Source organism: Natronomonas moolapensis 8.8.11 (assembly GCF_000591055.1).
In the GTDB taxonomy this organism is placed as follows: Archaea; Halobacteriota; Halobacteria; order Halobacteriales; family Haloarculaceae; genus Natronomonas; species Natronomonas moolapensis.
On the sequence record NC_020388.1, the window covers coordinates 2,765,930 to 2,791,733 of the forward strand.

30 protein-coding genes are annotated in these 25,804 nt (G+C 68.6%); 21 read left to right on the forward strand and 9 right to left on the reverse strand.

Features of this window, described 5'->3' with window-relative positions; translation table 11 throughout:
- Positions 1-13 precede the first annotated feature (13 nt).
- From NMLP_RS13245 to NMLP_RS13270, 6 genes are all read left to right on the forward strand, one after another.
- Positions 14-319: an Htur_1727 family rSAM-partnered candidate RiPP gene (locus NMLP_RS13245; protein WP_015410637.1), complete on the forward strand. Its 306-nt coding sequence runs from the start codon at positions 14-16 to the stop codon at positions 317-319.
- 1 nt (position 320) lies between these two features.
- The gene (locus NMLP_RS13250) at positions 321-1,523 is read left to right on the forward strand and encodes a TIGR04347 family pseudo-SAM/SPASM protein (protein ID WP_015410638.1); all 1,203 of its coding nucleotides are present in this window, start codon (positions 321-323) and stop codon (positions 1,521-1,523) included.
- Between the two features lie 72 nt (positions 1,524-1,595).
- The gene (locus NMLP_RS13255; RefSeq protein WP_015410639.1) at positions 1,596-2,000 is read left to right on the forward strand and encodes a MoaD/ThiS family protein; all 405 of its coding nucleotides are present in this window, start codon (positions 1,596-1,598) and stop codon (positions 1,998-2,000) included.
- Positions 2,001-2,281: 281 nt separating this feature from the next.
- Entirely contained in the window at positions 2,282-3,328 is a 1,047-nt protein-coding gene (locus NMLP_RS13260; protein ID WP_015410640.1) for an NAD(P)/FAD-dependent oxidoreductase, read from the forward strand.
- 77 nt (positions 3,329-3,405) lie between these two features.
- Positions 3,406-4,143 (forward strand): SDR family NAD(P)-dependent oxidoreductase, encoded by a 738-nt coding sequence (locus tag NMLP_RS13265; RefSeq protein WP_015410641.1) that lies wholly within the window; start codon positions 3,406-3,408, stop codon positions 4,141-4,143.
- A gap of 181 nt (positions 4,144-4,324) precedes the next feature.
- Positions 4,325-4,975, forward strand: coding sequence for a hypothetical protein (locus NMLP_RS13270; protein ID WP_015410642.1), 651 nt, complete (start codon positions 4,325-4,327; stop codon positions 4,973-4,975).
- 34 nt (positions 4,976-5,009) lie between these two features.
- On the opposite strand, the gene NMLP_RS13275 is transcribed toward NMLP_RS13270, so the two are convergent.
- A complete protein-coding gene (locus NMLP_RS13275; RefSeq protein ID WP_015410643.1) occupies positions 5,010-5,777 on the reverse strand; it encodes a hypothetical protein in 768 nt (255 codons plus the stop codon).
- Between the two features lie 124 nt (positions 5,778-5,901).
- Here NMLP_RS13275 and NMLP_RS13280 point away from each other — a divergent pair, with 124 nt between their 5' ends.
- Positions 5,902-6,438: a hypothetical protein gene (locus tag NMLP_RS13280; protein ID WP_015410644.1), complete on the forward strand. Its 537-nt coding sequence runs from the start codon at positions 5,902-5,904 to the stop codon at positions 6,436-6,438.
- Positions 6,439-6,515: 77 nt separating this feature from the next.
- Here NMLP_RS13280 and NMLP_RS13285 read toward each other — a convergent pair whose 3' ends face one another.
- Positions 6,516-7,334 carry a metalloregulator ArsR/SmtB family transcription factor gene (locus tag NMLP_RS13285; protein WP_015410645.1) on the reverse strand — a complete coding sequence of 273 codons (819 nt, stop codon included), beginning with the start codon at positions 7,332-7,334 and terminating at the stop codon, positions 6,516-6,518.
- Positions 7,335-7,549: 215 nt separating this feature from the next.
- On the opposite strand from NMLP_RS13285, the gene infB reads away from it, so the two are divergent.
- Both infB and NMLP_RS13295 read left to right on the forward strand, forming a co-directional pair.
- A complete protein-coding gene (infB, locus tag NMLP_RS13290) occupies positions 7,550-9,361 on the forward strand; it encodes a translation initiation factor IF-2 (RefSeq protein WP_015410646.1) in 1,812 nt (603 codons plus the stop codon).
- An 11-nt stretch (positions 9,362-9,372) separates the two neighbouring features.
- Entirely contained in the window at positions 9,373-9,669 is a 297-nt protein-coding gene (locus tag NMLP_RS13295) for a hypothetical protein (RefSeq protein ID WP_049926593.1), read from the forward strand.
- A 36-nt stretch (positions 9,670-9,705) separates the two neighbouring features.
- On the opposite strand, the gene rnz is transcribed toward NMLP_RS13295, so the two are convergent.
- Positions 9,706-10,713, reverse strand: a complete 1,008-nt coding sequence (gene rnz, locus NMLP_RS13300) for a ribonuclease Z (RefSeq protein ID WP_015410647.1) — start codon at positions 10,711-10,713, stop codon at positions 9,706-9,708.
- 147 nt (positions 10,714-10,860) lie between these two features.
- Here rnz and NMLP_RS13305 point away from each other — a divergent pair, with 147 nt between their 5' ends.
- The 8 genes from NMLP_RS13305 to larC all read left to right on the forward strand — a co-directional run bounded on the left by NMLP_RS13305 (position 10,861) and on the right by larC (position 17,955).
- The gene (locus NMLP_RS13305) at positions 10,861-12,171 is read left to right on the forward strand and encodes an ATP-binding protein (protein ID WP_015410648.1); all 1,311 of its coding nucleotides are present in this window, start codon (positions 10,861-10,863) and stop codon (positions 12,169-12,171) included.
- On the forward strand, positions 12,171-12,995 hold the full coding sequence (locus tag NMLP_RS13310; protein ID WP_015410649.1) for an MBL fold metallo-hydrolase: 825 nt from the start codon (positions 12,171-12,173) through the stop codon (positions 12,993-12,995). The genes NMLP_RS13305 and NMLP_RS13310 overlap by 1 nt, the downstream gene beginning before the upstream one ends.
- An 82-nt stretch (positions 12,996-13,077) precedes the next feature.
- Positions 13,078-14,037, forward strand: a complete 960-nt coding sequence (locus tag NMLP_RS13315; protein WP_015410650.1) for an ABC transporter ATP-binding protein — start codon at positions 13,078-13,080, stop codon at positions 14,035-14,037.
- Entirely contained in the window at positions 14,034-14,825 is a 792-nt protein-coding gene (locus NMLP_RS13320) for an ABC transporter permease (RefSeq protein WP_015410651.1), read from the forward strand. The genes NMLP_RS13315 and NMLP_RS13320 overlap by 4 nt, the downstream gene beginning before the upstream one ends.
- A 78-nt stretch (positions 14,826-14,903) precedes the next feature.
- Complete coding sequence (locus NMLP_RS13325; RefSeq protein WP_015410652.1) at positions 14,904-15,506, forward strand: DUF420 domain-containing protein; 603 nt, start codon at positions 14,904-14,906, stop codon at positions 15,504-15,506.
- Positions 15,506-16,210 carry a 5-formyltetrahydrofolate cyclo-ligase gene (locus NMLP_RS13330; protein WP_015410653.1) on the forward strand — a complete coding sequence of 235 codons (705 nt, stop codon included), beginning with the start codon at positions 15,506-15,508 and terminating at the stop codon, positions 16,208-16,210. Before NMLP_RS13325 ends, NMLP_RS13330 begins: the two co-directional genes overlap by 1 nt.
- A gap of 125 nt (positions 16,211-16,335) precedes the next feature.
- Positions 16,336-16,479, forward strand: coding sequence for a hypothetical protein (locus NMLP_RS15670; protein WP_015410654.1), 144 nt, complete (start codon positions 16,336-16,338; stop codon positions 16,477-16,479).
- Positions 16,480-16,563: 84 nt separating this feature from the next.
- Positions 16,564-17,955: a nickel pincer cofactor biosynthesis protein LarC gene (larC, locus tag NMLP_RS13335; protein WP_015410655.1), complete on the forward strand. Its 1,392-nt coding sequence runs from the start codon at positions 16,564-16,566 to the stop codon at positions 17,953-17,955.
- A 57-nt stretch (positions 17,956-18,012) separates the two neighbouring features.
- Here the strand turns inward: larC and glnA are convergent, their stop codons facing one another.
- Complete coding sequence (gene glnA, locus NMLP_RS13340) at positions 18,013-19,383, reverse strand: type I glutamate--ammonia ligase (RefSeq protein ID WP_015410656.1); 1,371 nt, start codon at positions 19,381-19,383, stop codon at positions 18,013-18,015.
- Positions 19,384-19,510: 127 nt separating this feature from the next.
- On the opposite strand from glnA, the gene lrp reads away from it, so the two are divergent.
- Both lrp and NMLP_RS13350 read left to right on the forward strand, forming a co-directional pair.
- The gene (gene lrp, locus NMLP_RS13345) at positions 19,511-19,963 is read left to right on the forward strand and encodes an HTH-type transcriptional regulator Lrp (RefSeq protein ID WP_015410657.1); all 453 of its coding nucleotides are present in this window, start codon (positions 19,511-19,513) and stop codon (positions 19,961-19,963) included.
- Between the two features lie 100 nt (positions 19,964-20,063).
- Complete coding sequence (locus tag NMLP_RS13350; RefSeq protein ID WP_015410658.1) at positions 20,064-20,348, forward strand: hypothetical protein; 285 nt, start codon at positions 20,064-20,066, stop codon at positions 20,346-20,348.
- Positions 20,349-20,434: 86 nt separating this feature from the next.
- On the opposite strand, the gene hisH is transcribed toward NMLP_RS13350, so the two are convergent.
- Both hisH and NMLP_RS15515 read right to left on the reverse strand, forming a co-directional pair.
- Positions 20,435-21,079 (reverse strand): imidazole glycerol phosphate synthase subunit HisH, encoded by a 645-nt coding sequence (hisH, locus tag NMLP_RS13355; protein WP_015410659.1) that lies wholly within the window; start codon positions 21,077-21,079, stop codon positions 20,435-20,437.
- On the reverse strand, positions 21,076-21,234 hold the full coding sequence (locus NMLP_RS15515) for a hypothetical protein (protein ID WP_160169602.1): 159 nt from the start codon (positions 21,232-21,234) through the stop codon (positions 21,076-21,078). Before NMLP_RS15515 ends, hisH begins: the two co-directional genes overlap by 4 nt.
- A 29-nt stretch (positions 21,235-21,263) precedes the next feature.
- On the opposite strand from NMLP_RS15515, the gene NMLP_RS13360 reads away from it, so the two are divergent.
- The gene (locus tag NMLP_RS13360; protein WP_049926596.1) at positions 21,264-21,473 is read left to right on the forward strand and encodes a hypothetical protein; all 210 of its coding nucleotides are present in this window, start codon (positions 21,264-21,266) and stop codon (positions 21,471-21,473) included.
- 223 nt (positions 21,474-21,696) lie between these two features.
- Here NMLP_RS13360 and NMLP_RS13365 read toward each other — a convergent pair whose 3' ends face one another.
- The 3 genes from NMLP_RS13365 to NMLP_RS13375 form a co-directional block, all read right to left on the reverse strand.
- Positions 21,697-22,278 carry a uracil-DNA glycosylase gene (locus tag NMLP_RS13365; protein WP_015410661.1) on the reverse strand — a complete coding sequence of 194 codons (582 nt, stop codon included), beginning with the start codon at positions 22,276-22,278 and terminating at the stop codon, positions 21,697-21,699.
- Positions 22,279-22,347: 69 nt separating this feature from the next.
- Entirely contained in the window at positions 22,348-22,929 is a 582-nt protein-coding gene (locus NMLP_RS13370) for an endonuclease dU (protein WP_049926810.1), read from the reverse strand.
- A gap of 124 nt (positions 22,930-23,053) precedes the next feature.
- Positions 23,054-23,236: a DUF5786 family protein gene (locus NMLP_RS13375; protein ID WP_015410663.1), complete on the reverse strand. Its 183-nt coding sequence runs from the start codon at positions 23,234-23,236 to the stop codon at positions 23,054-23,056.
- Between the two features lie 180 nt (positions 23,237-23,416).
- Between NMLP_RS13375 and NMLP_RS13380 the strand changes: the two genes are divergently transcribed.
- Positions 23,417-25,774 carry an ATP-binding protein gene (locus NMLP_RS13380; protein ID WP_015410664.1) on the forward strand — a complete coding sequence of 786 codons (2,358 nt, stop codon included), beginning with the start codon at positions 23,417-23,419 and terminating at the stop codon, positions 25,772-25,774.
- Positions 25,775-25,804: the final 30 nt, after the last annotated feature.

Below are 25,804 nucleotides of genomic sequence, written 5' to 3' on the forward strand. Positions count from 1 at the left end.
GCGAACCGCGGATATGGCCGAACCGACGGAACGACGGCGGCTCGACGACGGCGACCGCGCGCCGAACGGCGAGGAGTTCGAGGTGTTCGTCCGGAGCGACGGCTCGGACCCGATGCGACACGCCGGCAGCGTCCGGGCGGCCGACGTCGACGGCGCCTACGAGATCGCGAGCCGGCTGTTCGCCTGGCACGCCGACGACGTCTGGCTCTGTCCGAGCGCAGACGTGACCCGCTTCAGTACCCACGAGTTGGCCGACGGCGCCTCGCCCGCCGATCGGCCGACCGACCCCGAGGAGCCCCGGTCGAGGGAGTGGTCCTGACGTGATCTCCGTCAGCACGCTGTTGTGCGATCACGCCGCGGACGGCAACCGCCTCCGGTACGACGTCGAGGCCGGCACGGACGATCCCGTCTCCGAGTGCCCCCAGCGCCGCCCGGTCGTGGTCTGGAACACCACCAACCGGTGTAACCTCGAGTGCGTCCACTGCTACGCCGGCGCCGAGTCCGAGCCGACGGCCGGCGAGTTGACGACCGCGGAGGGCAAACGGCTGCTCGAGGATCTGGCCGACTACGGCGCGCCCGTCGTGTTGTTCTCGGGCGGCGAACCGATGGTCCGGGAGGACCTCGCGGAGCTGGTCGCCTGCGCCGCCGACGCCGGCATCCGGCCGGTGCTCTCGACGAACGGGACGCTTCTGACCGCCGATCGGGCCCGCGAGTTGAAGCGGGCGGGGCTGGCCTACGCCGGGGTGTCCGTCGACGGGCTCGCCGAGCGCAACGACGAGTTCCGCGGCGTCGACGGGGCGTTTCGGGCGGCGGTCGAGGGGATCGAGACCTGCCTGGACGTCGGGCTGAAGACCGGGCTGCGTTACACCGTCACCCGGCAAAACGTCGACGACCTCGACGGCGTCGTCGACCTGCTGTCGGACGTCGGCCTCGATCGCTTCTGTTTTTATCACCTCTCCTACAGCGGCCGCGGGGAGACGCTGGACTCGGTCGACCTCGACACCGCCGAGCGCCGGGAAGTCGTCACCCGCATCTGCGATCGGACGCTCGAGGCCCACCGCCGCGGCGACGAGATCGAGACGCTTCTGGTCGGCAACTACGCCGACGCGGCCTACATCGTCGAGTACGCCCGCCGGGAGTTCGGCGACGACGCCGCTCGGCGCGTCTACGAACGCCTACAGCGCAACGGCGGCGACCCGACCGGCGAACGCGTCGCCGCCGTCGACTGTCTCGGCAACGTCCACCCGACGCAGTTTTGGCGCACCTACAGCCTCGGCAACGTCCGCGACCGCCTCTTCTCCGACATCTGGGAGGACGAGGACAACCCTCTCCTGCGGGCGGTCCGGAACCGGCCGGGGAACCTGACCGGCAAGTGCGCCGACTGTCGGTACAAGGGGATCTGTCGGGGCGGCTCGCGGCTGCGGGCGCTGGCGGCCGACAACGGTCTCTTCGGTCCCGACCCGCAGTGTTACCTCGATAACGAGGAGCGCCACGGGTCGGTTCCGACCGCGAACGCCGATTGAGGGAGCGAAACCGAACGCGAACCGAACGTGTTCGAGCGAGACGCCTTGTCCGTCGGTCGCCTACGGACGAGCATGAACAGCGATCAAGCGCTCGGGACCCGTCCGGACCGGACCGCCGAAACAACCGTCGACGTCCGGTGTACGGGCCACGTCCGGACCGAGATCGGCGAGCACAGCTTCGAGTACACTTTCGAGGGATCGACGCTCCGCGAGTTCCTCGATTCGTTCCTCGAGGAGCACGACGTCGGCGACATGCTGATCGCCGAGACGGAGGCCGAGGCGACGACGACCGGGTGGGCACCCACCGACGGGAACCCGCCGGGGGCGTGGAACAAGAACCCCGAAGGCGAACAGACCCGCGCGTTCGCCCGCGTCGCAATCGACGGCCGGTTCAACGAACACATCGACGGCCTCGACACCGAACTCGAGGACGGCGACCGCGTCGCGTTGATGTATCCCTTTATGTTCTGTCTGTAGGACATATTTAAACGGGCCGTGGGTGACCCGCATCCCGGACGTGAGCCCGTTCGTGCGCCGTCGCGACGCCCATTTATAAATCGCCGCCAGGAGTCATTTTCGTCGCCGGGAGTCATTTATAAACCACCGCGGGATGGTTTATATACTACGAGCCGACCGCTCGCCCTCGGATGTTCGGGGTCGATGTCTGTGCTTCGGGGAGCGACACCGACCGTCGGGGGCGGGATTCGAGAATGGCCGCCAAGCCGGGGGTTTAGTGACGCCGCGCCGTAGCCAATCGTATGACAGCCATCGGAGTCGTCGGCGCCGGGGCGGCCGCGGCGGCGGCGACGCTCGCCGTCGACACCGCCGTTCCCGACGCCGACGTGACCGTCCTCGAGAAGTCGGGCGGGCTCTGTGGGCGGGCGGCGACGCGCCGGCACGACGACCTCGTTTACGACTACGGCGCGAACTACGTCAAGTCCGAGGACGAGCGTGTCGTCGAGTTGCTCACCGAGACGCTCGACGCGGCGGGTCTCGTCGACGCGAGCGAGCCGATCTACACCTTCGACGAGTCCGGGACGGTCTCGCCGGGGCGAGACCCCGACGGACACAAGTGGAGCTACGAGTCGGGGCTCACCCAGATCGCAAAACGGCTGTTCGGGCGGACCGACGCGGCGATCCATCGCCGGACGCGCGTCGAGACGATCCGCCGGGAGAACGGCGGCGGGGGCGCGTGGACGCTCCTCGACACCGACGGGAGGTCGTGGGGACCCTTCGACGTCCTGTTGTTGAACCCGCCCGCCCCGCAGACGGCCGGGTTGCTCGCCGGCGCCGAGTGGGACGACGACCGCCGCGAGGCGCTGCGGGCGGCCGCCGCCGAGGTCCCCTATCGGGCGGTCTGGACGGCCGTCCTTCGGTACCCGTTCGAACTCGACCGGCCATACTACGGCCTGGTAAACACCGACAAGAACCACCCTGTCGGGTGGATCTCCCGCGAGGAGTGCAAGGCCGGCCACGTCCCCGACGGCGAGTCGCTGCTCGTCGTGCAGGCGGGCGGCGAGTGGTCGAGCGCGCACTACGACCGCGACCCGGCCGAGAACGTCGCCGAACTCGCGGACCTGACGGCCGACGTCGTCGGCGACGAGCGCCTCGCCGACCCGAGTTGGACCGACCACCAGGGGTGGCGCTACGCGCTCCCCGAAGGGAGCGTCCGGCGGGGACCGCTCGACTCGGCTGAAGCGGCGGGGCTGTACTGTCTCGGCGACTGGGTCGTCGGCGAGGGGCGGATCCACGCGGCGCTTTCGAACGGTCTCGACGTCGGTGAACGGGTCGCACACTCGATGTAGAACGAGGCCGGGCCGGGAGGTGGCGGGAGCGTCGCCGCCACCCGGCGGTTCAAGACAGCGAGGCTCCTACACGGTTTATGTCCCTGTCACCGGACCTGAGCGGACGCACGGCGCTCGTGACCGGCAGCGCGAAACGCGTCGGCCGTGAACTGCTGCTTCGGATCGCCGACTGCGGCGCGGACGTCGCGGTCCACTACAACGAGAGTGACGCCGCCGCGGAGGCTACTGCGGCGGAAGCACGCGAGTGCGGTGTCGACGCCGTCACCGTCGGGGCCGACGTGACTGATCTAGGGGCCGTCGAGTCGATGTTCGATGCCGTCGAGTCGGAGCTGGGACCGGTCGACGTGTTGGTCAACAACGTCGGCGACTTCGACGCCCGACACTGGACGGAGATCGAGTGGGAGTCGTGGCGGAACGTCGTCGAAACGACGTTCTACGGGACGGTGCTTTGCTCGCGGCGTGCGCTGCCCGATATGTGCGAGTCCGGGTGGGGCCGGATCGTCAACGTCGGCTTCGCCGACAGCGACCGGATGCACGCTCACCCGGTGAACTTCCCCTACTTCGTCGCGAAGACCGGCGTGTTGATGTTCACCCGGATGGCGGCCGCCGACACCCAAGACGACGGCGTCACAGTGAACGCCGTCTCGCCGTTCGCCGTCGAAAACACCGTCTCTGACGTGTCGTCGTTCCCACGGGGTCGGGCGGCCGGTTTCGACGACGTCGCCGCGCCGACGCTGTTTTTCCTGAGCGACGCGGCCGAGTATATAAGCGGCGAGAACGTCGCGGTCGACGGGGGGCGCCTGCCCGAGCGCTGATACTGACAGACAAACGAATATACACACGACGCACGAGGAGCACGCCGTTCGACGGAGCGACCGGCGGATCACTCGTGTGTCGGTGTTATTTGATGTCGTCCACCAGTATGAGGCTCCGGCAGGCCGGCGGCGCGCGCCGTCGGGCCGGAAGACGGAGGCAGCTGGGGCCCGTCGTGCGAACATGGCCGAACGCTCCGGGCGCTTTCGCGTCTACCGCGTCGTCGAGTCGGTGCCACACTACAACCTCCAGTCGGTCGACGCGCCGACGCTCTACACCGTCTATCAGTCCGGCTACGGCGAGTTGCAGCCGTCGGTCGACGGACTGCGGACCGGCGACCGGATCGAGGCGACCCTCGAGGGCGACCCCGAGGCCGAGTCGGATCCCTGGCGGCTGACGGCGCTGGAACAGCTCGACCGCGTCGAAATGGGGTTTGCGGTCGGCGTCGCGCCGCCCGATGTCGCCCGCGAGGCCTGGGTGTCGGGGGCGACGGACCCGATCTACGCCACCATGACCGCGGACGACGAGCCGGTCGGCGTTTGCTGTCTGCAGCCCCGCGATCCGCTACCCGAGGGCGCGTTCGTCCCGAACGTGCTGGCTGGGTTGGTGCCGCTCGAGGACCACTTCGAGTCGATCCCGGGCGTCGGCGATCCGGCCGCCGAGGCGCTGTTTTTCGACCCCGACGAACCGGACGCGTCGACGCACACGGAGCCCTACGGGGTCCTGTTGTTGTTCTCGGCGGCGGGCCGCGAACTCGCCGATCGGTTCCGGGAACGATATGACTGTCCGCGGGGGACGGATACCCGCCCGGCGTTCGATCCCTACGGGATCTGATCGGGCGACGCTCGACGCTCGGGGACGCGGCCGGTCACTGTGGCTTCGTCGGGCGCGAACACCGCATGCAGAGCGTGTTGCCGGCAGCCCAGTTGACGTCGGTGCTCCCGCAGTCGGGACAGCGGTGGTGATCGGTCGAGTACTCCGTCGTCCCACGAGGGGCAGCGAGGATGCCCGACTCGGTCACGCGCTCTAACAACCCCGGGAACCGCTGTCGCTTGTAGGTCGGGCGCGCGGCGAGAAAGGCCCCGGGAGCGGCGGGATCGGAGCCGTGGAGATCCTCCCAGGTGACGGCGATCTCGCCGTTATCGAGGGTTCTGGCGACCTGCTTGATCGGGGCGGCGGCGGCCTCGAAGAGCGGCGTCGTCCCCCAGTACTGCGGCCCCCGCTCCTCCGGCGGCGAGGACTCGTAGGCGTCGGCCGCCTCGTCGTACGCGGCGGCCGCGTCGCCGGTCCCTCCGATCGCCCGGAAGTCGGCGACGAACTCCGCGAGGCAGGCCCGCTGAACGGGTCGATCCAGGCCGGCGGCGAGGTCACGCGCGACGGCGATGCCCTCGACGCTCCGGCGGGTGGCCCGTTCGCCGGCCCCGGCCACGCGATAGCAGACGGCGGCGGTCGCCAGATACCCCACTCCGACCCCGACCCACCCCTTCGGATCGGGGGCGAACGGGTCGACGTCGGGGCGGGGGTCGGCGAGGACGCGCCGTCCGGCGCGGGTGTATTTGTCGCCCGCGACCTCGTAGGCGCGCTCGGCGATGGCCGCGACCGCGTCGCTTCGATGGCCGCCGTCAGGTGGACTCATACGTTCGTGTGGGACCGCGAGGAGACAACCGTTGTCCAACCAGACGAACGTGCCGGGATCGCCGGAGCTGTATCTGCGCACCCGGGTGGGAAAGACCGATACCGCTTGCGACCCAACTGGCGGTATGAGCCGCGATCGGACCCGGACGCGGGATCGTTCCGGGGACGCCGACGACGAGTTCGACGTCGAGTTCGAACCCGGCCCGGAGCTCGAGGCCGACGCCGACGCGGAGCGAGCGCAGGCGGGAGCCGAGGCGGCGTCTGGGGGAATCCGCGCCCGCGCCGCCGAGCGCGCCGGGACGGTGTTCGCTCCCCGGACCTTCCTCGCTGCGTTGCTCGTCACCGCCGGCGCGTTGGTCGCGACGAGTACCCTCGTTCCGCTTCCGGGGGCGGGGTTTGCGGGCGTCTTCGCCGCGGCCTTTCTGTTCGGGCTCGTCCTCGAGGAGCGCCGCTACGCCGAGACGGCGCTCGCGGGGGCGCTCGCGGCGGGGGGAAGCGCGTTCCTCGATTTCGCCGTCGTCGCCCTCGTCGGCGGGATCGGCCTCCCACTCGTGGCGGTCGCCGGGGGGGCGGGGGCGGTCGTCGCCGCGGCCGGGACGTACTTCGGTCGGGACCTCCGGGACGGACTGACGCGGGACATCTATAGTAACCATCGCAAGTGATTACACATCGATCGCACTGCCGTCGTGCGATCGAGTGTGCAGTGTCTTCCGATCGCTACTATAGCCGCCGGTGGGACTCACTCGTCGGTACGGAGCCGCCAGCGGCCGCCGCGACGCTCGACGACACCGTGTGCGGAGAGCCCCTCGAGGGCGTCGGTGACGACGTCGGGGGGCGCATCGACGCGCCTGGCGAGCGTGTCGACGGTCTCGGGGCCGTCGACCAGCGCCTGGAGCAGGTCGCCGTAGAACCGTCCGTCGACCCCCTCGAAGTGCGCGCTGATCCGGTCGAACGTCTGCGTGAGCCGACCCTGGACCCATCGTTGGGCCATCGATAGCTCGTTTTCGAGGCGTTCGAGGCGTTCGAGGTCGGTGACGAGCCGGGGTAGCTCGGGCGTCTCGTCGCCCCCCCGATCGGGGCCCGGGATGTCGATGTCCGCATCGCCCTCCCGCTTGCCGTCGGTCGTGGCGTCGTCCCCGGCAGATCGGCCCTCGGTGCCGGTCGAGAACGCGTCCGCACTCGCCGGCGAGGCCGACGCGTCAGCCGCGTCCGTCGCCCTCTCCTCGGCGCCGAGGTGCAGGGAGACGTACCGCCAGGAGGTGATGTCGAGGTTCGGCGAGGCCGAGTACGCGCTCTTTGTGCCGAACTCGTAGGGGGAGACGTTGACCTCGAGACGGAAATCCCGAGCGATCGAGAAGTACTTGCGGCGGCCGTCGTCGACGTGAGACTCGACCAACCCTGCCTCGTCGAGTTTTCTGAGATGGTCGATGACCGCCTTTGGGCTCACCCCGAGATACTCGCTGATCTCCGTGACGTAGCAGGGCTTCCGCGAGAGCAACCGCAGGATGCGCCTGCGGTTTTCGTTGCCGAGGAGATCGAGGAGTGCCGCGGAGTCCATTGCCCTCGGATACGTCCCGGGGCAAAAAAAGCGTGACGCGAGCGGTCCGGCGGGCGAAACCGGCGTCCGCACCCGCCACGATGCCGCGGGAAGCGGGATCGAGGGGGTGGCCGATCCGACACACGGTCGACGCTGCCGCGATCCGGGGCACCTCTCGATGGAAGTTGAAACCGTTATATGCTCCGGGGAGGCATAAATGCACAAGGGGCTTTTCTATGTCTGAATCCGACACCACCGACGCCGCCGGAAGCGCGGAGCTGCGGACGCCGATCGTCGCCGTCCTCGGCCACGTCGATCACGGAAAGACCAGCCTGCTCGATGAGGTCCGCGGCTCGGCGGTCACGGCGGGCGAGGCCGGTGCGATCACCCAACACATCGGGGCGACGGCCGTCCCGCTGTCGACGATCTCCGATATCGCTGGCAACCTCGTCGATCCGGCGGACTTCGATCTGCCCGGCCTGCTGTTCATCGACACGCCGGGGCATCACTCGTTTTCGACGCTCCGCTCCCGGGGCGGGGCGCTGGCCGATATCGCCATCCTCGTCGTGGACGTCAACGACGGCTTCCAGCCACAAACCCACGAGGCCCTCGACATTCTCAAGCGCACGCAGACCCCCTTCATCGTCGCTGCGAACAAAATCGATACGGTCCCCGGCTGGAACCCCAACCCCGACACGCCGGTGCAGGCCACGCTCGAGGCCCAAAGCGACCGCGCCGAGAACCGCCTCAACGAGCAACTCTACGAGATCATCGGCCAGCTCTCCGAGGAGGGCTTCTCCGCCGATATGTACTGGCGGGTCCAGAACTTCCGGGAGAACATCGGTGTCGTCCCCGTCTCCGCCGAGACCGGTGAGGGGATCCCGGACCTGTTGACCGTCCTGATGGGGCTGTCCCAGCGGTATCTCAAATCCGAGATGTCGATCGACACCTCCGGTCCCGGCGTCGGGACTGTCCTCGAGGTCAAAGACGAGCGCGGGTTCGGCACCACACTCGACATCGTCCTCTACGACGGGGTGCTCCGCGACGACGACACCGTCGTCGTCGGTGGGAAGAACGACCCTATCGTCACGGACGTCCGGGCGCTGTTGCAACCCCGGCCGCTCGCCGAGATCCGCACCGAGAGCCAGTTCGAGCAGGTCGAGTCGGTCCGGGCGGCGGCGGGGATCAAGATCGCCGCCCCGGACCTCGACGACGCGATGGCGGGCGCACCCGTCCGGGTCGTCCGCGGCCGCGACCTCGAGACCGTCACCGCCGAGGTGCGGGCCGAACTCGCCGATATCGAGGTCGTCACCGAGGAGCAGGGCGTCGTCGTCAAGGCCGACACGCTCGGCTCGCTCGAGGCCATCGCGGCCGCCCTCGAGGAGGCGGAAATCCCCATCGTCCGCGCGGAGGTCGGCGACGTGGCCCCCCGCGACGTCGCGGTCGCCTCGACCGCCGAGGAGCCGAAACACGCCGCCGTCCTCGCGTTCAACGTCGACGTGCTCGAGGACGCCGTAGCGGAGATCGAACGGGTCGCCGAGGTCGATCTCTTCGAGGACGACGTCATCTATCAGCTCGTCGAGGAGTACGAGGAGCACGTCGCGGCGATCGAGGACGCCCAACAGGAGCAGATCCTCGATAAGATCCAGCGGCCCTGCCGGTTTCGGATCCTCCAGGATCACACTTTCCGGCAGTCCAACCCCGCCGTCGTCGGCGTCGAGGTGCTCTCGGGGACGCTCAAGCGCAACTCCCGGGTCGTCAAGTGGAACGGCAACGAACCCGAGCGCGTCGGCGAGTTGAAGTCCCTGCAGGACGCCGGCGAGGACGTCGACTCGGCGCGCGCCGGCGAGTCAGTCGCTGCCTCCGTCGACGGGCCGACCGTCGGCCGCCAGATCGAGGAGGGCGACGAACTCTGGAGCGAGCTCCCCGAGAAACACGCGAAGATCCTCGAACAGGAGCTGGCCGACGAGATCCCCGCCGACGAACTCGAGGCGCTGCGGATGTACCTGGACAAGCGCCGCAAGCGCGATCCGTTCTGGGGGAAGTAGGCGTTCGTGGAGTGCGGTCCTCGGTCGCGGTACAGTTCGGTCGCATCGGCTCCGAACACCCCGGCGACGCCCTCGATCGCCGACGGCGTGTCCGCCTCGCGCTCGACGACGGTCGAGATCCGGTTCGCGAGCGGCCGGTGGCTGGCGGGGCCGTCGCGGGGGGCGACGTCGGTCGCGCCCGCCTCGATGTCCTCGGCGGCGAAGCGTCCGTCCGCGTCCTCCAGCCCGGTCGTGACCGCCGGATCGTCGCCGACGTAGAGGAGCGTGAGGACGCCGGACGGTTCAGCCATACCACGGAGTGTGGATGACGAATGGTTCGGCTTTCGGTCGGAGCCGAGCGGATCTCACGGGGGATCGCGGTCGGTCCCGCCATCGGCGTCGGAATCAGCGTCGGCCTCGGACTCGGCCCCGGAGTCGGGGTCCCCCGTCGCGTCGGGGTACGGTACGTCCACTTCGTCGCCGTCCTCCGGCACGAACGCCTCGCCGTCGAAGGCCTCGCGGGCCTCCCGTTCGAGGGGGGCGACGCTGCCGGCGTACCGCGAGGAGACGTGCACGAGAGCGAGCCGCGCCGCGTCGGCCCGGGCGGCGAGTTTGGCGGCCTCGGCCGCCGTCGAGTGGGCGGTGCGGCGGGCGCGGTCGGCGTTGTCGGACGCGAAAGTCGCGTCGTGTATCAGCAGGTCCGCCCCCGCGGCGAGGTCGACAGTCCGGTCGGTCGGTCGGGTGTCGCCGGTGTAGACGACGGTCCGGCCGGGGCGAGGGTCGCCGACCACCTGCTCGGGGTCGACGACCGTCCCGTCGTCGAGTTCGACGGCCTCGCCCGCGTGGAGTCGTTGGAACATCGGGCCGACGGGCACGCCCAGCGCCTCGGCTCGCTCGCGGTCGAAACGCCCCTTCCGATCGGCCTCGATCAAGACGTACCCCACGGATCGGGTGTCGTGATCCGTCGCGAAGGCGACGACCTCGTAGCCGTCGCCCTCGCGGACGGTGTCGCCATCGGCGGCAGCCTCGATCCGAACCGGAAACGACTGGTGGCCGGCGGCGGCCTCGAGCAGCCGCCGTACCCGTCCGCCGGCGCCGTCGGGTGCGTGGATCGTCAGGGCGGCCTCGCGGTCGTTGAACTCCATCGTCTGGAGGAGACCGGGCAGCCCGAGCGTGTGGTCGCCGTGAAGGTGGGTGAGAAAGACGTCGGAGACGCCGAATCCGGTCCCGAAGCGCATCATCTGGCGTTGGGTCCCCTCGCCGCAGTCGAACAGAAAGCGCTCGCCCTCCCGCCGGAGGAACGCCGAACTCGTGTTCCGTCGGGTCGTCGGCACCGCGCCGCCCGTCCCGAGAAACGTCACCCGAAGCGACATACACCCACTGAACGGCGGGACAAATAAACCGACTTCGGTGTCGGGAGCGAAACGGTCTCGAACGCGTCCCGCGCGGAGGGGCCAGCGAGACGCCGGTATCGCGGCTTTCGACGGGCTTATACACCCGCCGTGGCAAGCGTAGTGGGAATGAGCAGCCCCGAACTCGATGTCGTTGAGTTCCTGTTGACTGCGGCCATCTACACCGAAAACCGCGACTTCGACGAGCGCGATCTGCCGCCCCGGTATCGGCGGGTCTTCTGGGAGGGCGGCGAGGTCGAGCGGCCGCTGACGACGACGACGAACACCGCCGCCGCCGCCACCGGCGTCGACCGGCCCTGGGAGGCCATCTCCGGGCTGATGTTCACCGACCGCGACGACTTCTCGGGGAAGATCGAGTTCAGCGACCGCGAGATGGCCGAGTCGTGGTTTCTCGAACGGACCGACGCCGACACCCTGCGCGGCAACCCGACGCTCGCGTACGCCTTCGGCGACGAAGCCGGGGTCGACTACGACGCCGCCCGCGAGCAGAACCGGCCGATCCACGCCGACCGGGTCTGGATCGACTCGCTTCTGGAGGAGATGTTCGACGAGGACGAACAGGAGATGCTCGACCTCGTCGATATCCGCGCCCCCGAGGAGATCGAGATGACCCTCGAGGACCTCGTGTTGACCGACGATCAAGAAAACGAGATCCACAAGGTCGTCAAGGCGATCGAACACCGCGATTACCTCGCCGAGATCGGCCTCCGTGAGATCGGCAAGCTGCTGTTCGTCGGGCCGCCGGGAACCGGCAAGACGTCCGTGGCCCGCGCGCTCGCGCAGGATCTCGATCTCCCCTTCGTCGAGGTGAAGCTCTCGATGATCACGAGCCAGTACCTCGGCGAGACGGCGAAAAACGTCGACAAGACCTTCGAGATCGCAAAACGGCTCTCGCCGTGTATCCTCTTCATGGACGAGTTCGACTTCGTCGCCAAAACGCGCTCCTCGGACGAGCACGCCGCGATCAAACGCGCGGTCAACACGCTGTTGAAGAGCATCGACGAGATTTCGTTGATCCAAGACGACGTGTTGTTGATCGGCGCGACGAACCACCCCGACCAACTCGACGCGGCAGCGTGGCGGCGCTTCGACGAGATCGTCAACTTCCCGAAGCCCGACTCGGGAATGCGCGCCGACATCCTGCAGATCGTCACCCGGCGGATGGACATCGAGGACTTCGATCCGGCGGCGCTCGCCGACGCGACGGAGGGGCTGACCGGTAGCGATCTCCGACTCGTGCTCCGGGAGGCGGTACTCGATGCGCTGACCGAAGAGCGGACGACGCTGACACAGTCGGACCTCCTCGACGCCATCGAGGGCTTCGAGGAGCGGGACAACCTCAAGAACATGGATATGATCGAGGGCGACGCGGACGCGTTGGTGGCGGGCGGGTCCGACGGCCACGACCACGACCACTGATGGACGTCACGCTGCTCGGCACCGGCGACACGACGGGGACGCCCACCCCGAAGTGCGGCTGTGACACCTGCGCCCGCGCCCGTGAGCGCGACGTCGAGCGCACGCGGTTTTCCGTCCACGTCCGCAACGAGCGAACCGACGAATCGCTGCTCGTCGACGCCAGCCCCGATTTCCGCTATCAGTTTCTGGCCCACGACGTGGCCTTGCCCGACGCGATCCTCATCAGCCACATCCACTTCGATCACCTCGACGGCCTGGGGAACGCCTATCGGCTGGTCGACGACGTGCCGGTGTTCGCCGCCGACGAGACCGACCCGATGACGGGCCGAAGCGTCGCGGGGACGGTCTCGGAAAAGTACCACTATCTCGATACGATCACCGTCGAGCCGCGCTCGCCGTTCGGTTCCTTCGAGACCTGTGGCTTCGAGGTGACGCTCGTCCCCGTCGAGCACCCACCGCTTTTGTGCTATGGGCTCTCCATCGAGGACCCCGAAACCGGCGCGAAACTGTCGATATCCGGCGATACGAACTACGGCATCACGGCGGCCGCCCGCGACGTCCTCCGGAACCCGGATCTACTCTTCGCGGACGGCATCGTCCCCGCCGCCCACGCGGAGGCCCACCCGGCAGGCGGGGACCACCCCGACGAGGAGGGCGTCTACCGAACGTTCGGGAGCAAACACATGACCGTCGAGGGGGCTCGGGCGCTGGCGGCGGACCTCGACGCCGACGACTACCGGCTCGTGCATCTCTCCCATTACATTCCCGCCGAGACGGCTTTCGAAGGGGATATGGCCGTCGACGGCGATCGATTCGAAATATAACCGACCGCCGCGGGAGACCGGGGACGCCCCCTCACGAGTGGCGAACAGCAGCCTTTAGGCCAGAGACACTCCCATCTTCTGTATGGTCATCGACGCTTCAGACGTCCGCCGTCGGTACGGGGAGACGGTCGCTCTCGACGGCGTCTCCTTCGCCGTGGACGCGGGGGAGATTTTCTCGCTCATCGGCCCGAACGGCGCCGGCAAGACGACGCTCATCCGGGCGCTGTTCGGAACGACCGACGCCGAGGGCGATATCTCCGTCTTCGGTCGGCCGCCGACAGAGGTCGAGCGCGGCCGAGTCGGCCTGCTGCCACAGGAGTTCACACCCGCCGACCGACTCACCGCCCAGGAGTTGATCGCGTACTACGCCGGGCTCTACGACGACGCGAGAGATCCCGAGGCGGTGCTCGCGGACGTCGGGTTGGCCGACAGCGCCGGGACGTTCTACGAGAACCTCTCGGGCGGCCAAAAGCGCCGCGCCTGCGTCGGATCGACGCTCGTCAACGACCCCGAGTTGCTCGTCCTCGACGAGCCGACGACCGGGATCGATCCGACGGGGCGCCGAGAGCTGTGGCGGCTCATCGAGGGGCTCGCAGACGGCGGAACGACCGTCCTGTTGACCACCCACTACATGGACGAAGCCGAGGAGTTGGCCGACCGCGTCGGGCTGTTGGCCGACGGCAAACTCGTCGCGCTCGGGTCGCCAGCCGAACTCGTCGAGCGTCACGGCGGCGACAGCCGCGTCGTGATCGAGGCCGACGACGACCGGGCCGGCGAGGACGCCCTCCGGAAGGCGGGCTACGCGCCGATCGACACCGGCCGGCACGTCTCGGTGCCCGCCGACGCGACCGAAATCCCGGCGATCGTCGAGCGCCTCTCCGAGGCCGGGATCGGCTACGAAGGGGTGGCCTGGCGGCAGCCGAGCCTCGACGACGCCTACGCCACCCTGACTGGGACGGGCGCCCACGGAGGCCTCGAAGACGGAGGGGAGACGCCCCCGGAGGCGACGACCACCGACGCGGCCCCGGAGGGTCGGGCGTGAGCCGGGTCGGCCGGATCGGAGCGGAAACGCGCGCGGCGTGGTTCGCCTTCGTCAGGCGGCGGACGGCGGTGTTCTTCACCTTCTTTTTTCCCGTCATCCTCATCCTCATCTTCGGCGCGTTGATCCGGACGGACCCGGCCGGCGGCGGGCTCTTCGCCGAACCGCCGGGCTACTACGTCGCCGGCTACCTCGCCGTCGTGGTCCTCTTTACGCCGCTGTCGCGGATCGGCAGCGAGGTCGCCCGCCACCGCGAGGGTAACCGCTTCGAGAAACTCGCGACGACGCCGCTGTCACGGGGGGAGTGGCTCCTCGCACAGACGCTCGTCAACGTCGCCGTCATCGGCCTCGCCTCGCTCGTCATCCTCGGGATGGTGCTCGCCGTCACCGACGCGACCTTCGCGGCGTCGCCGCTCGTCGTTCCCTACCTGGCGCTCGCGGTCGCGCTGTTCTGTGGGTTCGGCGCCCTGCTCGGCCGCGTCGCCGACTCCCAGGACGGCGTCATCGCGGCCTCCAACGGCGTCGCTATTCCTCTGTTGTTCCTCTCGGAGACGTTCGTCACTCCGGCGTTGCTCCCGGCGTGGTTCGTCCCCTTCATGGACCTCTCGCCGTTGAGCTACTTCGCTCGGGGGCTCCGGGCGGCTACCTACCGGCCGCCGGACGGCGCGGGCGCGCGCGTCGGCGAGGCGGGGCTCGTCGGCGCGGATCCCTATCTCAACCTGGCGGTGTTAGCCGTCCTCGCGGTCGGGTTCTTCGCCGTCGGCGCGTACGCCCTGCCGCGAACCGACTGATTCGGGGTGGTCGGAAAAGAACCGTCAACCGACGGGGGAAAACGAAGCGGCCTTTTGCGCCGAAGCCGAATCGGGGGTATGTCTACAGCACGCGGCCCGCGGTTCGCCCGAAAGCACCCGCGGGCGCTCGCGGCCGTCCTTACCGTGGTCGGCTACGTCGTCGTCGTCGGGACGGTGTACGGCGGGTCGGGGGTCTACCCGGAGATCTCGGAGTCGACCGTCGACGTGCTCGCACACGCCATCGCGGTCGTCAACACCGCGACGATAGGCTGCCTGCTCGCCGGGATCTACTGGATCAAAAACGACGAGGTGGAAAAACATCGTAAGGCGATGCTGACGGCGTTCGCGCTCATCCTCCTGTTCTTGGTCATGTACCTGTTGAAGACCGGCGGCGGCGGCCGAAAGGAGATCGTCGCCGGGGCCCCGCTGCGGGGGCTGTACCTCGGGAGCCTCGGGATCCACATCGTCCTCTCGGTGCTGTCGGTTCCGTTCGTGCTGTACGCGATCACGCTGGGGCTGACCCACACGCCGGCGGAGTTGCGCGAAACCGCCCACGCTCGAGTCGGCCGAATCGCGGCGACGGCATGGCTCGTGAGCCTCGTGTTGGGGATCGCCGCCTACCTCATGCTCACGTTCTACTACGCCCCCGAGCAGATCGAGTTCGTCCGGGGGATGGCGTAGTGCCCGACAAAGACTCGATCAGAACGCGGATCTGGGACCGCCTCGCGGACGACGAGATCGCTCGGTTCCCGTTTCCACCACACGGCCGGATCACCAACTTCGAGGGCGCGAGCGAGGCGGCCGAGCGCGCGATGGCACTGCCCGAACTCGACGGTGCCGACGCGGTCAAAGCCAACCCCGACGCGCCACAGTTGCCGCTACGGCGACGCCTTCTAAAGGCGGGAACGACCGTGTACATGGCCGTCCCGCGCCTGGGCGAGGCGGCGTGTTTCGTCGAACTCGACCCCGCGTCCATTTCGGATCTCGACGCCGCGCCGACGGTCTCGCACATGGGCAGTTACGGGACCCGCGTCGGTCCCGAGGCGTTGCCGGAGGTCGACGCGGTCGTCTCGGGGAGCGTTGCGGTCGACCATGCGGGCGTCCGGGTGGGGAAGGGCGAAGGGTACAGCGATCTCGAGTTCGGGGTGCTGCGGGAGTTCGGACTCGTCGACGACGACACGCCGACGGTGACGACCGTCCACGACGTCCAGGTGATCGAGGCGGCGGTCGATCCAGACCGTCACGACGTCCCGATAGACATCGTCTGCACGCCGACGCGGACGATCCGGACCGAACCGGGGGCGAAGCCGACCGGGATCTACTGGTCGGCGCTGGAGTCGACCCGCCGCGAGGAGATCCCGATTCTCGACCGGATAGCCCGTTGACGGGGGGCGAAAAAGCGCAAACGCCCCATACCGAGCCGTCTATCCGGAGACCGCCGGCAGTTTTTGCCGTATACGTGATGATCGATCATTACATTTAATACCCAGTAGGGAAATGGAAGAGGTAGATGCCCCGAGACGAGATCGAACCGATGGTCCCGATGATGCCGACAGACGACACGCCCGCGACGACCGTTCGCGCCGACGGCGGACAACGCAAACGCTACGACGCCGACGAGGTAGAGGCCGCTCTCGTCCCGGATCTCCGGTAAGTCGCTCGATTCTTCAACACCGACCACGAGGGCTGCTGTCCCCCGACCGGTCCCTTTTTCGCCGCGGCGACCCGACCACGGGCCATGCAGACGCTCGCGCTCGACGGCCGCACCGGGGCCGCCGGCGACATGATCCTCGGCGCGCTCGTGGCGGCCGGCGCTGACCCCGACGCCCTCGCCCCCGTCGAGGCTGCCCTCCCCATCGAGTACCACATCGACGAGACCACTGAAAAGGGGATCGTCGCCACGACGGTCGATGTCAGTATCGAAGTCAGCGGGGGCGACACCGACGACGCGGACGCGAACGGCAGCGATCCCGGCGGGGCCGCGCACGCCCACCAGCACGGGGGGACCACCCACAGCCACGGTCGTACTCACGACCACGAAAACGATGGGACCCACGATGATGAGAACGATGAGACGGGCGACGGACACGCTCACGCGCACGCGCGCGCCGAAGGGGCCGGGGCACACCGGACGTACGCCGAGTGCCGCGAGCTCGTCGCCAGCATGGACCTGTCGGATCGGGTTGAGGCCGACGCCATAGCGACGTTCCGGCGACTCGGCGTCGCAGAGGCCCGCGTCCACGGGACCGACCTCGAGGACACCCACTTCCACGAGGTCGGGGCCGACGACGCGATCGCCGATATCGTCGGCGCGGCGCTTCTCGTCGACGACCTCGGCGTCGAGTCGGTCGTCACGACGCCGGTCGCCGCGGGCGGCGGCGAGGTGTCGATGAGCCACGGGACCTACCCGGTTCCGGCCCCCGCCGTCGCCTACATCGCCGGCGAGGCAGACTGGGAGTTGACCGGCGGACCGGCGGCGACGGAGCTTCTGACCCCGACGGGCGCGGCCGTGTTGGCGCAACTCGCCGACGGAGTCGACTCGCTGCCGTCGCTGTCGGTCGAATCTGTCGGTTACGGGGCGGGGCGGACATCCCTCGAGGGCCGTCCGAACGTTCTCAGGGCGACGGTCGGGGCGGCGTCGGGGAGTCTCGCCCGCGACGGGATCAGGGTCCTCGAGACGGTCGTCGACGACGCGACGCCGGAGGTACTCGGCGGACTCCACGACCGACTCGCCGACGCCGGCGCGCGCAACGTGACGGTGGTCCCGGCGACGATGAAGAAGGCTCGCCCCGGTCACCTGATACGGGTCGTCGTACGCCCCGAGGACGTCGCGGCGGTCGCGGAACGACTCGCGGCCGAGACGGGCACGCTCGGGATTCGCGAGACGCCGACGACCCACCGCTGGATCGCCGAACGCTCCGTCGAGGCCGTCACAATCGAGGTCGGCGGCGAGCGCCACGAAGTCGACGTGAAGGTCGCCGCGGACGACGCCGGCGAGGTCTACGACGTGAGCGCCGAGTACGACGACTGCGCGTCGGTCGCCGCCGAGACCGATCGCCCGACGCGGGAGATACTGCGGCGCGCGGAGGCGGCCTACCGAACGGGCGAAGCGGTCGAGGAAGAGCTGTAGCGGCGATCAGATAAAAAACGGGCGATCGTGAACCGACGCTCTGGGGAGCCGCCGGCCTCAGAACGTCTCGAGGTAGCGGTCGAGTTCCCAGTCGGAGACGTCGACGAGGTACTCCTCGAACTCCTGGCTCTTCGCCTCGACGAACTTCTCGCCGATGTGGTCCCCGAGGGCGTTCATGACGACCTCGTCTTCCTCGAGGGCTTCGACGGCCTCGCCGAGGTTGCTCGGGAGCGTCTCGATGCCGTACTCCTCGCGTTTGCTCTCGTCGAACTCGTAGATGTTCTCGCGGATCGGATCGGGGGCTTCGAGTCCTTTCTCGATGCCATCGAGACCGGCGTGGATGAGCGCCGCGAAGGCGAGGTAAGGGTTACACGAGGGGTCGGGGAAGCGGGCCTCGATCCGGCTCGCGGCCGGGACGCGCGCGGCCGGCTTGCGGATCAGCGCCGAGCGGTTGCGGTCGGACCACGCGATGTAGACCGGCGCTTCGTAGCCGGGGACGAGCCGCTTGTAGCTGTTGACCGTCGGGTCCGCGACCGCCGTGATCGCCGGGGCGTGCTCGAGGACGCCGGCGAGGTACGAGTGGGCCGTCTCCGAGAGGTTGAACTCGTCGTCCTCGTCGTGGAAGGCGTTCTCGCCGTCTTTGAACAGCGACATATGGGTGTGCATCCCCGAGCCGTTGATTTTCGGGATCGGCTTGGGCATAAAGGTGGCGTGGAGGTCGTGTTGGGCGGCGATCGCCCGGACGACCGTCCGGAAGGTGCCGACGTTGTCCGCCGTCGTCAACGCGTCGTCGTACTCGAAGTTGATCTCGTGTTGGCCGCGGGCGACCTCGTGGTGGGAGGCCTCGATCTCGAAGCCCATGTCTTCGAGGCCGTAGATGATGTCGCGGCGGACGTCGCTTGCGAGGTCCTTCGGCGCAAGGTCGAAGTAGCCGCCCTGATCGCCGGTATCCGTGGTCGCTCGGCCATCCTCGTCTTCCTCGAAGAGGAAGAACTCGGGCTCGGGCGCGAAGTTGATATCGTAGCCCATCTCCTCGGCGCGGTCGATGGCGCGTCGGAGGACGTAGCGGGGATCGCCTTCGAAGGGCTCGCCGGTGGAGGTGTTGTAGACGTCACAGATCATCCGGGCGGAGGCGCCGTCGTCGAAGTTCCGCCACGGGAGCACGGCGAACGTGCTCGCATCTGGGATGAGCCGCATGTCGGACTCCTGGATCCGAACGAACCCCTCGATCGAGGAACCGTCGAAGTAGATACCGTCGGTGAAGGCCTTTTCGGCCTGATCGGCCGGGACGGCGACGTTCTTGACCGTGCCGAGGATGTCGGTAAACTGCAATCGGAGGAACCCGACGTCTTTCTCGTCTATCTCGTCGAGAACGGCCTGTGCTTCGTCCGTGAGACCGCCATCGGCGGTTACGTTGTCGTTCGTCATGTTTCTCGTCGTGCGTTTCGACGCGTCCCCGTACTAAAACGTTGCTGATCTGCGCAAATCTCTCACCCCGTCGATAAGAACTGAATAGTCGTAAATTTCTAAAGCCCCCAGGGAGTATCGGAGTGTAATGACGTACGAAAATCTCGACCGGAAGTTGGTGAACGCGCTGCTCGAAGACGGTCGCGCGTCGCTGCGCTCGCTCGGGGAGGACCTCGACGTCTCCGTGACGACGGTGTCGAATCACATCTCGAACCTCGAGGAGGAGGGCATCATCCGGGGGTACGCCCCCATCGTCGACTACGGCGAGTTGGGCTACGACGTGACCGCCATCATTCAACTCAAGGTGGAGGGAAGCGCCCTGCCCGACATCACCGACCGCCTCCAGGAACACACACACATGGTTACCGTCTACGAGACCACCGGCGACCACGACATTATCGCCGTCGGGAAGTTCACCGACACCGACCACATGAACGAGCAAATCAAGGAACTGCTCATCGACCCCGACATCAAGGAATCCAACACCAGTGTCGTCCTCAACACCGTCGTCGAGAACGAACAGTTCGACCTCGACTACTGAGGCCGGGCAGACGACGGCCGCCTCGTCGGCAACGCGGGGACAGCCAGCCGCCGCTCTAGGGGCCGGCGGCCTTTTTGTCCGTCGACGCGTAGCCGGCGTCATGGCGACGAAAGCCCGGCTCAACGCGGTCGTCTCGCGTCTGTTCGGGTTGTTTTTGTTCGTGGTCGCCGTTGGAAACGGCCTCGTCGGGACGCGGGCGTTCGCGATCCTCTTCGGCGTGGTCGGGTTGGTCTTCGTGTCGCTGTCGGGGTACGTCTCGAGCAACCCCGAGGAGTTCGGCGGGGACGCGTCGGTCCCGGATCGGGCCGTCCGCGCCGTCGTACTCGGTGGGTGGGCCGCCATCGCGGCGGCGGCGGTGGTCGTCGTCGCGCTCGCGGCGGTGTAGCCGGGGGCCGAAGCCGGAGCCGACATCGGGACCGAGTCGGGTCAGGTCGGGTCGGTCGAGTCCGAAGGACCGGACTCCGGCGGTCGTCACGCGAGGCAGTACTCGACGAAATTTCGCAGGATCCGGAGCCCGGTGTCGCTGGATTTCTCGGGGTGGAACTGCGTGCCGAAGACGTTGCCCGCCTCGTTGGCGACGATGGCCGGGAACTCGACGCCGTAGTCGGTCGTCGCGACGACGGCCGAGTCGTCGTCCGGGGCGGCGTAATACGAGTGGACGAAGTACGCGTAGCCGCCGTCGATCCCCTCGGCGATGGGGTGTTCGCGTCCGACGTCGAGTTCGTTCCACCCCATGTGTGGGACTTTTTGTCCCTCGTCGAACCGGAGGTTCGTCCCCGACACGAGATCCAGCCCCCGGACGTCGCCCTGGCCGACCGTCTCGGCCTCCTCGCTGGTGGTCAAAAGCATCTGCATCCCGAGACAGATCCCGAAGAGGGGCCGCCCCTCCGCGGCGGCGTCGACGAGCGCCTCTCGGAACGGGCCGGCGTTGTCCATCCCCTCGCTGAACGCCCCGACGCCCGGCAGCACGATCCCGTCGGCGGCGTCGAAGTCGGCGGGGTCCGCCGACAACGTTACCGTCGCGCCGGCCCGCTCCAGCCCGCGGGTGACGCTCCGGAGGTTCCCGAGACCGTAGTCGACGAGGACGACGTCCGCCGTCCGCTGGGTGGTGCTCATGTCCCGGTCTCCGCGGCCGTCGGCAAAGTCGGTTTGGGTTCGCGCAGTCGCGTGTAGCGGGTCGCGTCCGCGTGGCTGTCGGGGGCGGCCAGCGGTGTGCGACCGTCCGCGTCCGTGCGGTCGTCGAGGGCGCTTATAAACGACTCGCCGGCCATTTATCAGCAAACGCCGTGTGCTGTCCCGTATGTCCCGCGATGCGCTGTTGGCCGCCGAGACCAAGATCACGCTCGCGTTCATGGTTCTCGGGCTCACGGCGTGGTATCTGGTCGGAACCGTCGCGGACAGCGACCTCCTCGAAGTGGGCGCACTCCTCGGTGTCGGGGTCGTCCTGCCGACGCTGATAAACGAACTGCGGCGTCGTTCGGGGTCGGAGTCGGAGCCGGGGGCGGAGTAAGACAGGGTCGGAGCTGGAGTCGAAATCGGAGTCGAAGCTGGAGTCGAAATCGGAGTCGAAGCTGGAGTCGAAGTCTAAACCGGAGTAAGGCTGGGCCGAAGTCGGACCGGAGACAGTGCGTATCCGAACCAGCGCCACCTCGGGGGCATTTATAAACCGAGGCGCGCTGTTTATAAATAAAGCCGGTGCGACGGCGGTGAAAGCGGTCCCCCTCGCACCGCGGTCAGAACTCGCCCAACCGCGATTGGTCGCCGCCGCCGTCGACGAGGTCGACGGCTGCTTCGAGCGCCGCGGCGAACGTCTCGCGCTGGCTCGGGTCGTACAGCGTCGCCGCGGGGTGGACACAGACGAGCACGCGGCGCGGGGTGCCGTTGATCCGGGCGTCGTGAACCGACCCGGCCTCGGCGGTCACCGGGACGGACCGGCCGAGCAGGTGCTCGGCGGGGACCTTCCCGAGCGCGACGACGACTTCAGGGTCGACCGACTCGAGTTCCCGTTCGAGGTGCGGCCGGCAGTTGGCCAGTTCCTCGGCGGTCGGGTCCCGGTTGTCGGGGGGGCGACACCGGACGCAGTTCGTGATCCGGACGTCCCGGCGAGCCAGCCCCAGGTCCCGGAGCGCGTCGTCGAGGACGTCGCCCGACCGCCCGACGAAGGGGTCGCCGGTCTCGTCCTCGCGCTCGCCGGGGGCCTCGCCGACGAAGCACAACTCGGCGTCCGCCGGGCCGACGCCGTTGACGATGCGGCTCCGGGCGTCGCACAGCTCCGCACACCGCGTGCAGTCAGAAACGTCGATCTCCTCTGGCACGTTCGTCGGATCGGCGCGCCGGGAGTTAACGCCGCCGGTCGAGGCGGACACGAGACCCCGGCGGGGGTGTCACTCGGGCGGGAGCACTCCCTCGCGCCGGGCGGCGTCGAGCCGTCCCGCGATCCGCTTTGCGACCCGAAGCGGCTCCGGGCGGCGCTCGTGGGTGTAGGCGTCGACGACAGCGTCGGCGGCCGCCGCCTCGAGGCCGACGCTCCGGACGAAGAGGGCTCGCCCGTCGACTTCGATCCGCCGCCGCTCCGGGAGGTTCCGGTAGGCCGAGAGGCGGGTGGCCCGCGCCTCGCCGTCGAAAGCCGCTTCGATCCCGTTCTCGAGGCCATCGCTTTCCTCGAAGGTGACGGCGACGACGGGACGGTCCGTCGCCGTCGCGAGCGCGGCGAGATCAATGACGTTGTACCACGCCAGGGCGACGCCGGCCACGAGGACGTAACGGACGTCGGGGCGGTCGAGACGCCGCCAGACCTCGGCCATGGCCTCGGTGGCGTCCCGACCGCCGACAGTGCAGGTCGCGACCTCGACGTCGTCGACGGCGCGGTCGGCGCGGACTACCGCCCCACAGAGCGTACTCGTCGCTCCGTCGTCGCGGTCGCGGTAAGACTCCGCGATTCCGAGCGCTCGGCACCCGGGTTTTATTCGCGGCGGCATCCGGTCCCGTCCGCCGTCGCTCCGGCGTCAGCCAGAGACCGGCCGCGTCCACGCCGACGCAGTCGGATCCGGAACGACGTCCGTGAGCCGATCCGGCGGACGGGGGGTCGGGTCACTGGTTGTTGAATTCCTTGTAGGCCTCGAAGAGGTCATCGCTCGAGGCGTCCTCGTACTCGAAGTTGACTTCGCCGTCGTGGGTCGATCCGGCCGGCCGGTCTGTCCCGTCGACGTCGTCGGCGTCTGTGTCTATTTCGTGGTTGCCCTGTTCGGATTCGTCGTAGCTTCCGAACCCCATGTGAGCGCATAACAGCCTCGGGATTGTAAATGATGCGGCGGGTCGGCGGCGGCCCCATCGATTGATGCGGTAGCGGCGTCGGCTGAGCCCGGAGGTATCGACGGGATCACCGATCGAATTGGGCGGTACCATTATCAGCGTGTTTGGCGTACGCGGAGACGATGCATCGGGTGGTGTCGCATGGCTGCCGGTAACCCCGGAGAGACCGTCGTGCTCTACGTCGGCCGCGGTCCCGCGCTCGACCCCGACGGCCGTTTCCGGCTCGAACGCGTCACGGTGGGATCGGTCGCCGAGCGCGCGACGGTCGCCGACTGCGTCGTCCTCGAGGAACCCGGGAAGGGGTTGGCGGCGCTCGAACGGCTCCGTGGGACGTCGGTGCCGACGGTCCTCTACGACCGGAGCGGGGATCCGGCGGTCGCCGAGCGTGCGACCCGACTCGGCGTCACGGAGTACGTGACCGACGACGGGACGGCGCGACCGATCGACCGGATCGCCGCCGTCGCTGGCGTGTCCGGCCCACCGCCCGAGGACCGACGACGCGAGGCCGCGATGCGGTCGCTTCGGAGGGCCGTCGCCGACGGATCGCGGCCGTTCGAGGAGTCGATCGGAGCGATCTTAGAGGCCGGGCGCGAGCGGTTCGACGCGTCCTACGGGGTGCTCGCCGAGATCGACGGCGCGTCGTACTCGGTCGTCACAACGGCGGGCGGTATCGACCCCGAGCCGACGGTGCTCGAGGGGACGCTCTGTCGACGCACGGCCCGGCTCGACGGTCCGTGTTGTCTCCCGGATACGGGCCGTGCGCTCCGGAGCGGCGACCTGATAGGGGTGTTCGACCGGCTCGGGAGCTACGTCGGAGCGACGGTCCACGCCGGAGGTGATCGATACGGAACCGTGTGGTTCGGCAGCGAGTCCTCCAGACCGGCGTACTCGGGGAGCGAGCGACGGTTCCTGGAGTTGCTCGCCGGGCTGGTCGGCAAGCGGATCGAGGCCGACCGGTGGCGCCAAGACCGACGGGCGAGCGAGGACCGACACCGCCGAGCGGTCGGCGCGTTGATCGAGGCGGGTCGGTCGCTGCGCGCGGCCGGGACTCCGGCCGAGATAGCCGAGATCACGGCTGAGATAGCCGAGCGGACCGCGGACGTCGAAATAAGCGCGGTCAGGCTCTTCGAGGACGGTGCCCCGGTCGCAGCGGCGGCCGACACCGGGGACGCGCCCGAACGGAGCGAGAGCCGGCCGCGCCGAGGGGACTCGAGCGCGGGCGAACTCGTCATCGGGGACGGCTCCGGGGGGGCCGGGGGCGTCACGCGTTCGGCGGCGGTGGCGCTCGGCGAACGCGGGGCGTTGTCCGTCGACGACGGAGCGGGATCGATCACGGAGAGCGAGCGCCGGCGGTTGGCGCTGTTGGCGGCGCTGGTCGAGGCAGCGCTCGAACGCCTCGGCGACGGGGCAAAGTCGAAACGAAGCGACTCGGTGCCGGATGCCGAGACCCCCTCCGTCGGGGATGCGGGGAGGGATCGCCGCGAGGGGCGGTTCGGACACCTCTTCGACGCGCTCCCGGACGCCGTCGTCGACGTGGAGTTCGTCGACGCCGAACCGATCGTCAGGCGCGTCAACGACGCCTTCGAGAAGACGTTCGGCTACGACGAGGCCGACGTCATCGACACGCCGTTGCTGGAGGCGATCGTCCCGCCAGAGGGCAGCCTGGAGCTCGAACGGCCGAACGGGACCGACTCCCGACAGCGCCACGAGACGCTCGAGGTCGAGCGGCTGACCGCCGAGGGACGACGGACGTTCCTGTTTCGGGGGTTCAGCTACCGCCACGAGGGGGCCGAGCGCGGGTTCGGCATCTACACCGACGTGACGGGACGGCTCGAGCAGGAACGCCGGCTCCGGGTCCTCCATCGCGTGCTGCGACACAACCTCCGAAACGAGATGACCGCGATTATCGGCTACGCGAACATCCTGGCGGAGGAAGCGCCGATGGAGGAGTACCGAACACAGGCCGAGCGAATCTACGAGCGGGCGATGAACGTCTCGAAGCTCGGCGAACAGGTCAGACGTATCCAGCAGGCGCTTGATATCGACCGTCAGTGGGTCGCACTCGATCCCGAGCCGCTCGTGACCGATCTCGCCGAGCGGTTCCGTTCGAGCCACCCCGAGGCGACGATACGGGTCTCGAGCGACGACTCCGGGGAGGCCGTCGCCGACGAGCTGTTGAAGATCGCCATCGAGAACCTCATCGAAAACGCCATCGAGCACCACCCGGGTACGGCGACCGTCGACATCGAGCTGACGGCCGAAGACGGATGGATCGACATCACGGTCGCCGACGACGGTCCCGGCATTCCGGAGCGCGAGCGGGCCGTCGTCAGCGGCGCTCGTGAAATAACCCAGCTCGATCACAGCGTCGGGCTCGGGCTGTGGCTCTCGCGGTGGATCGTAAGCGGCGTCGACGGCCAGCTCCTGTTCGGCGACTGCGAGTGTGGGTCCGAAGTGACGCTTCGGCTGCGTCGGGCGGACGGTCGAGACGGAGTGTGAACGGCTGCGTCGGGCGGACGGTCGAGACGG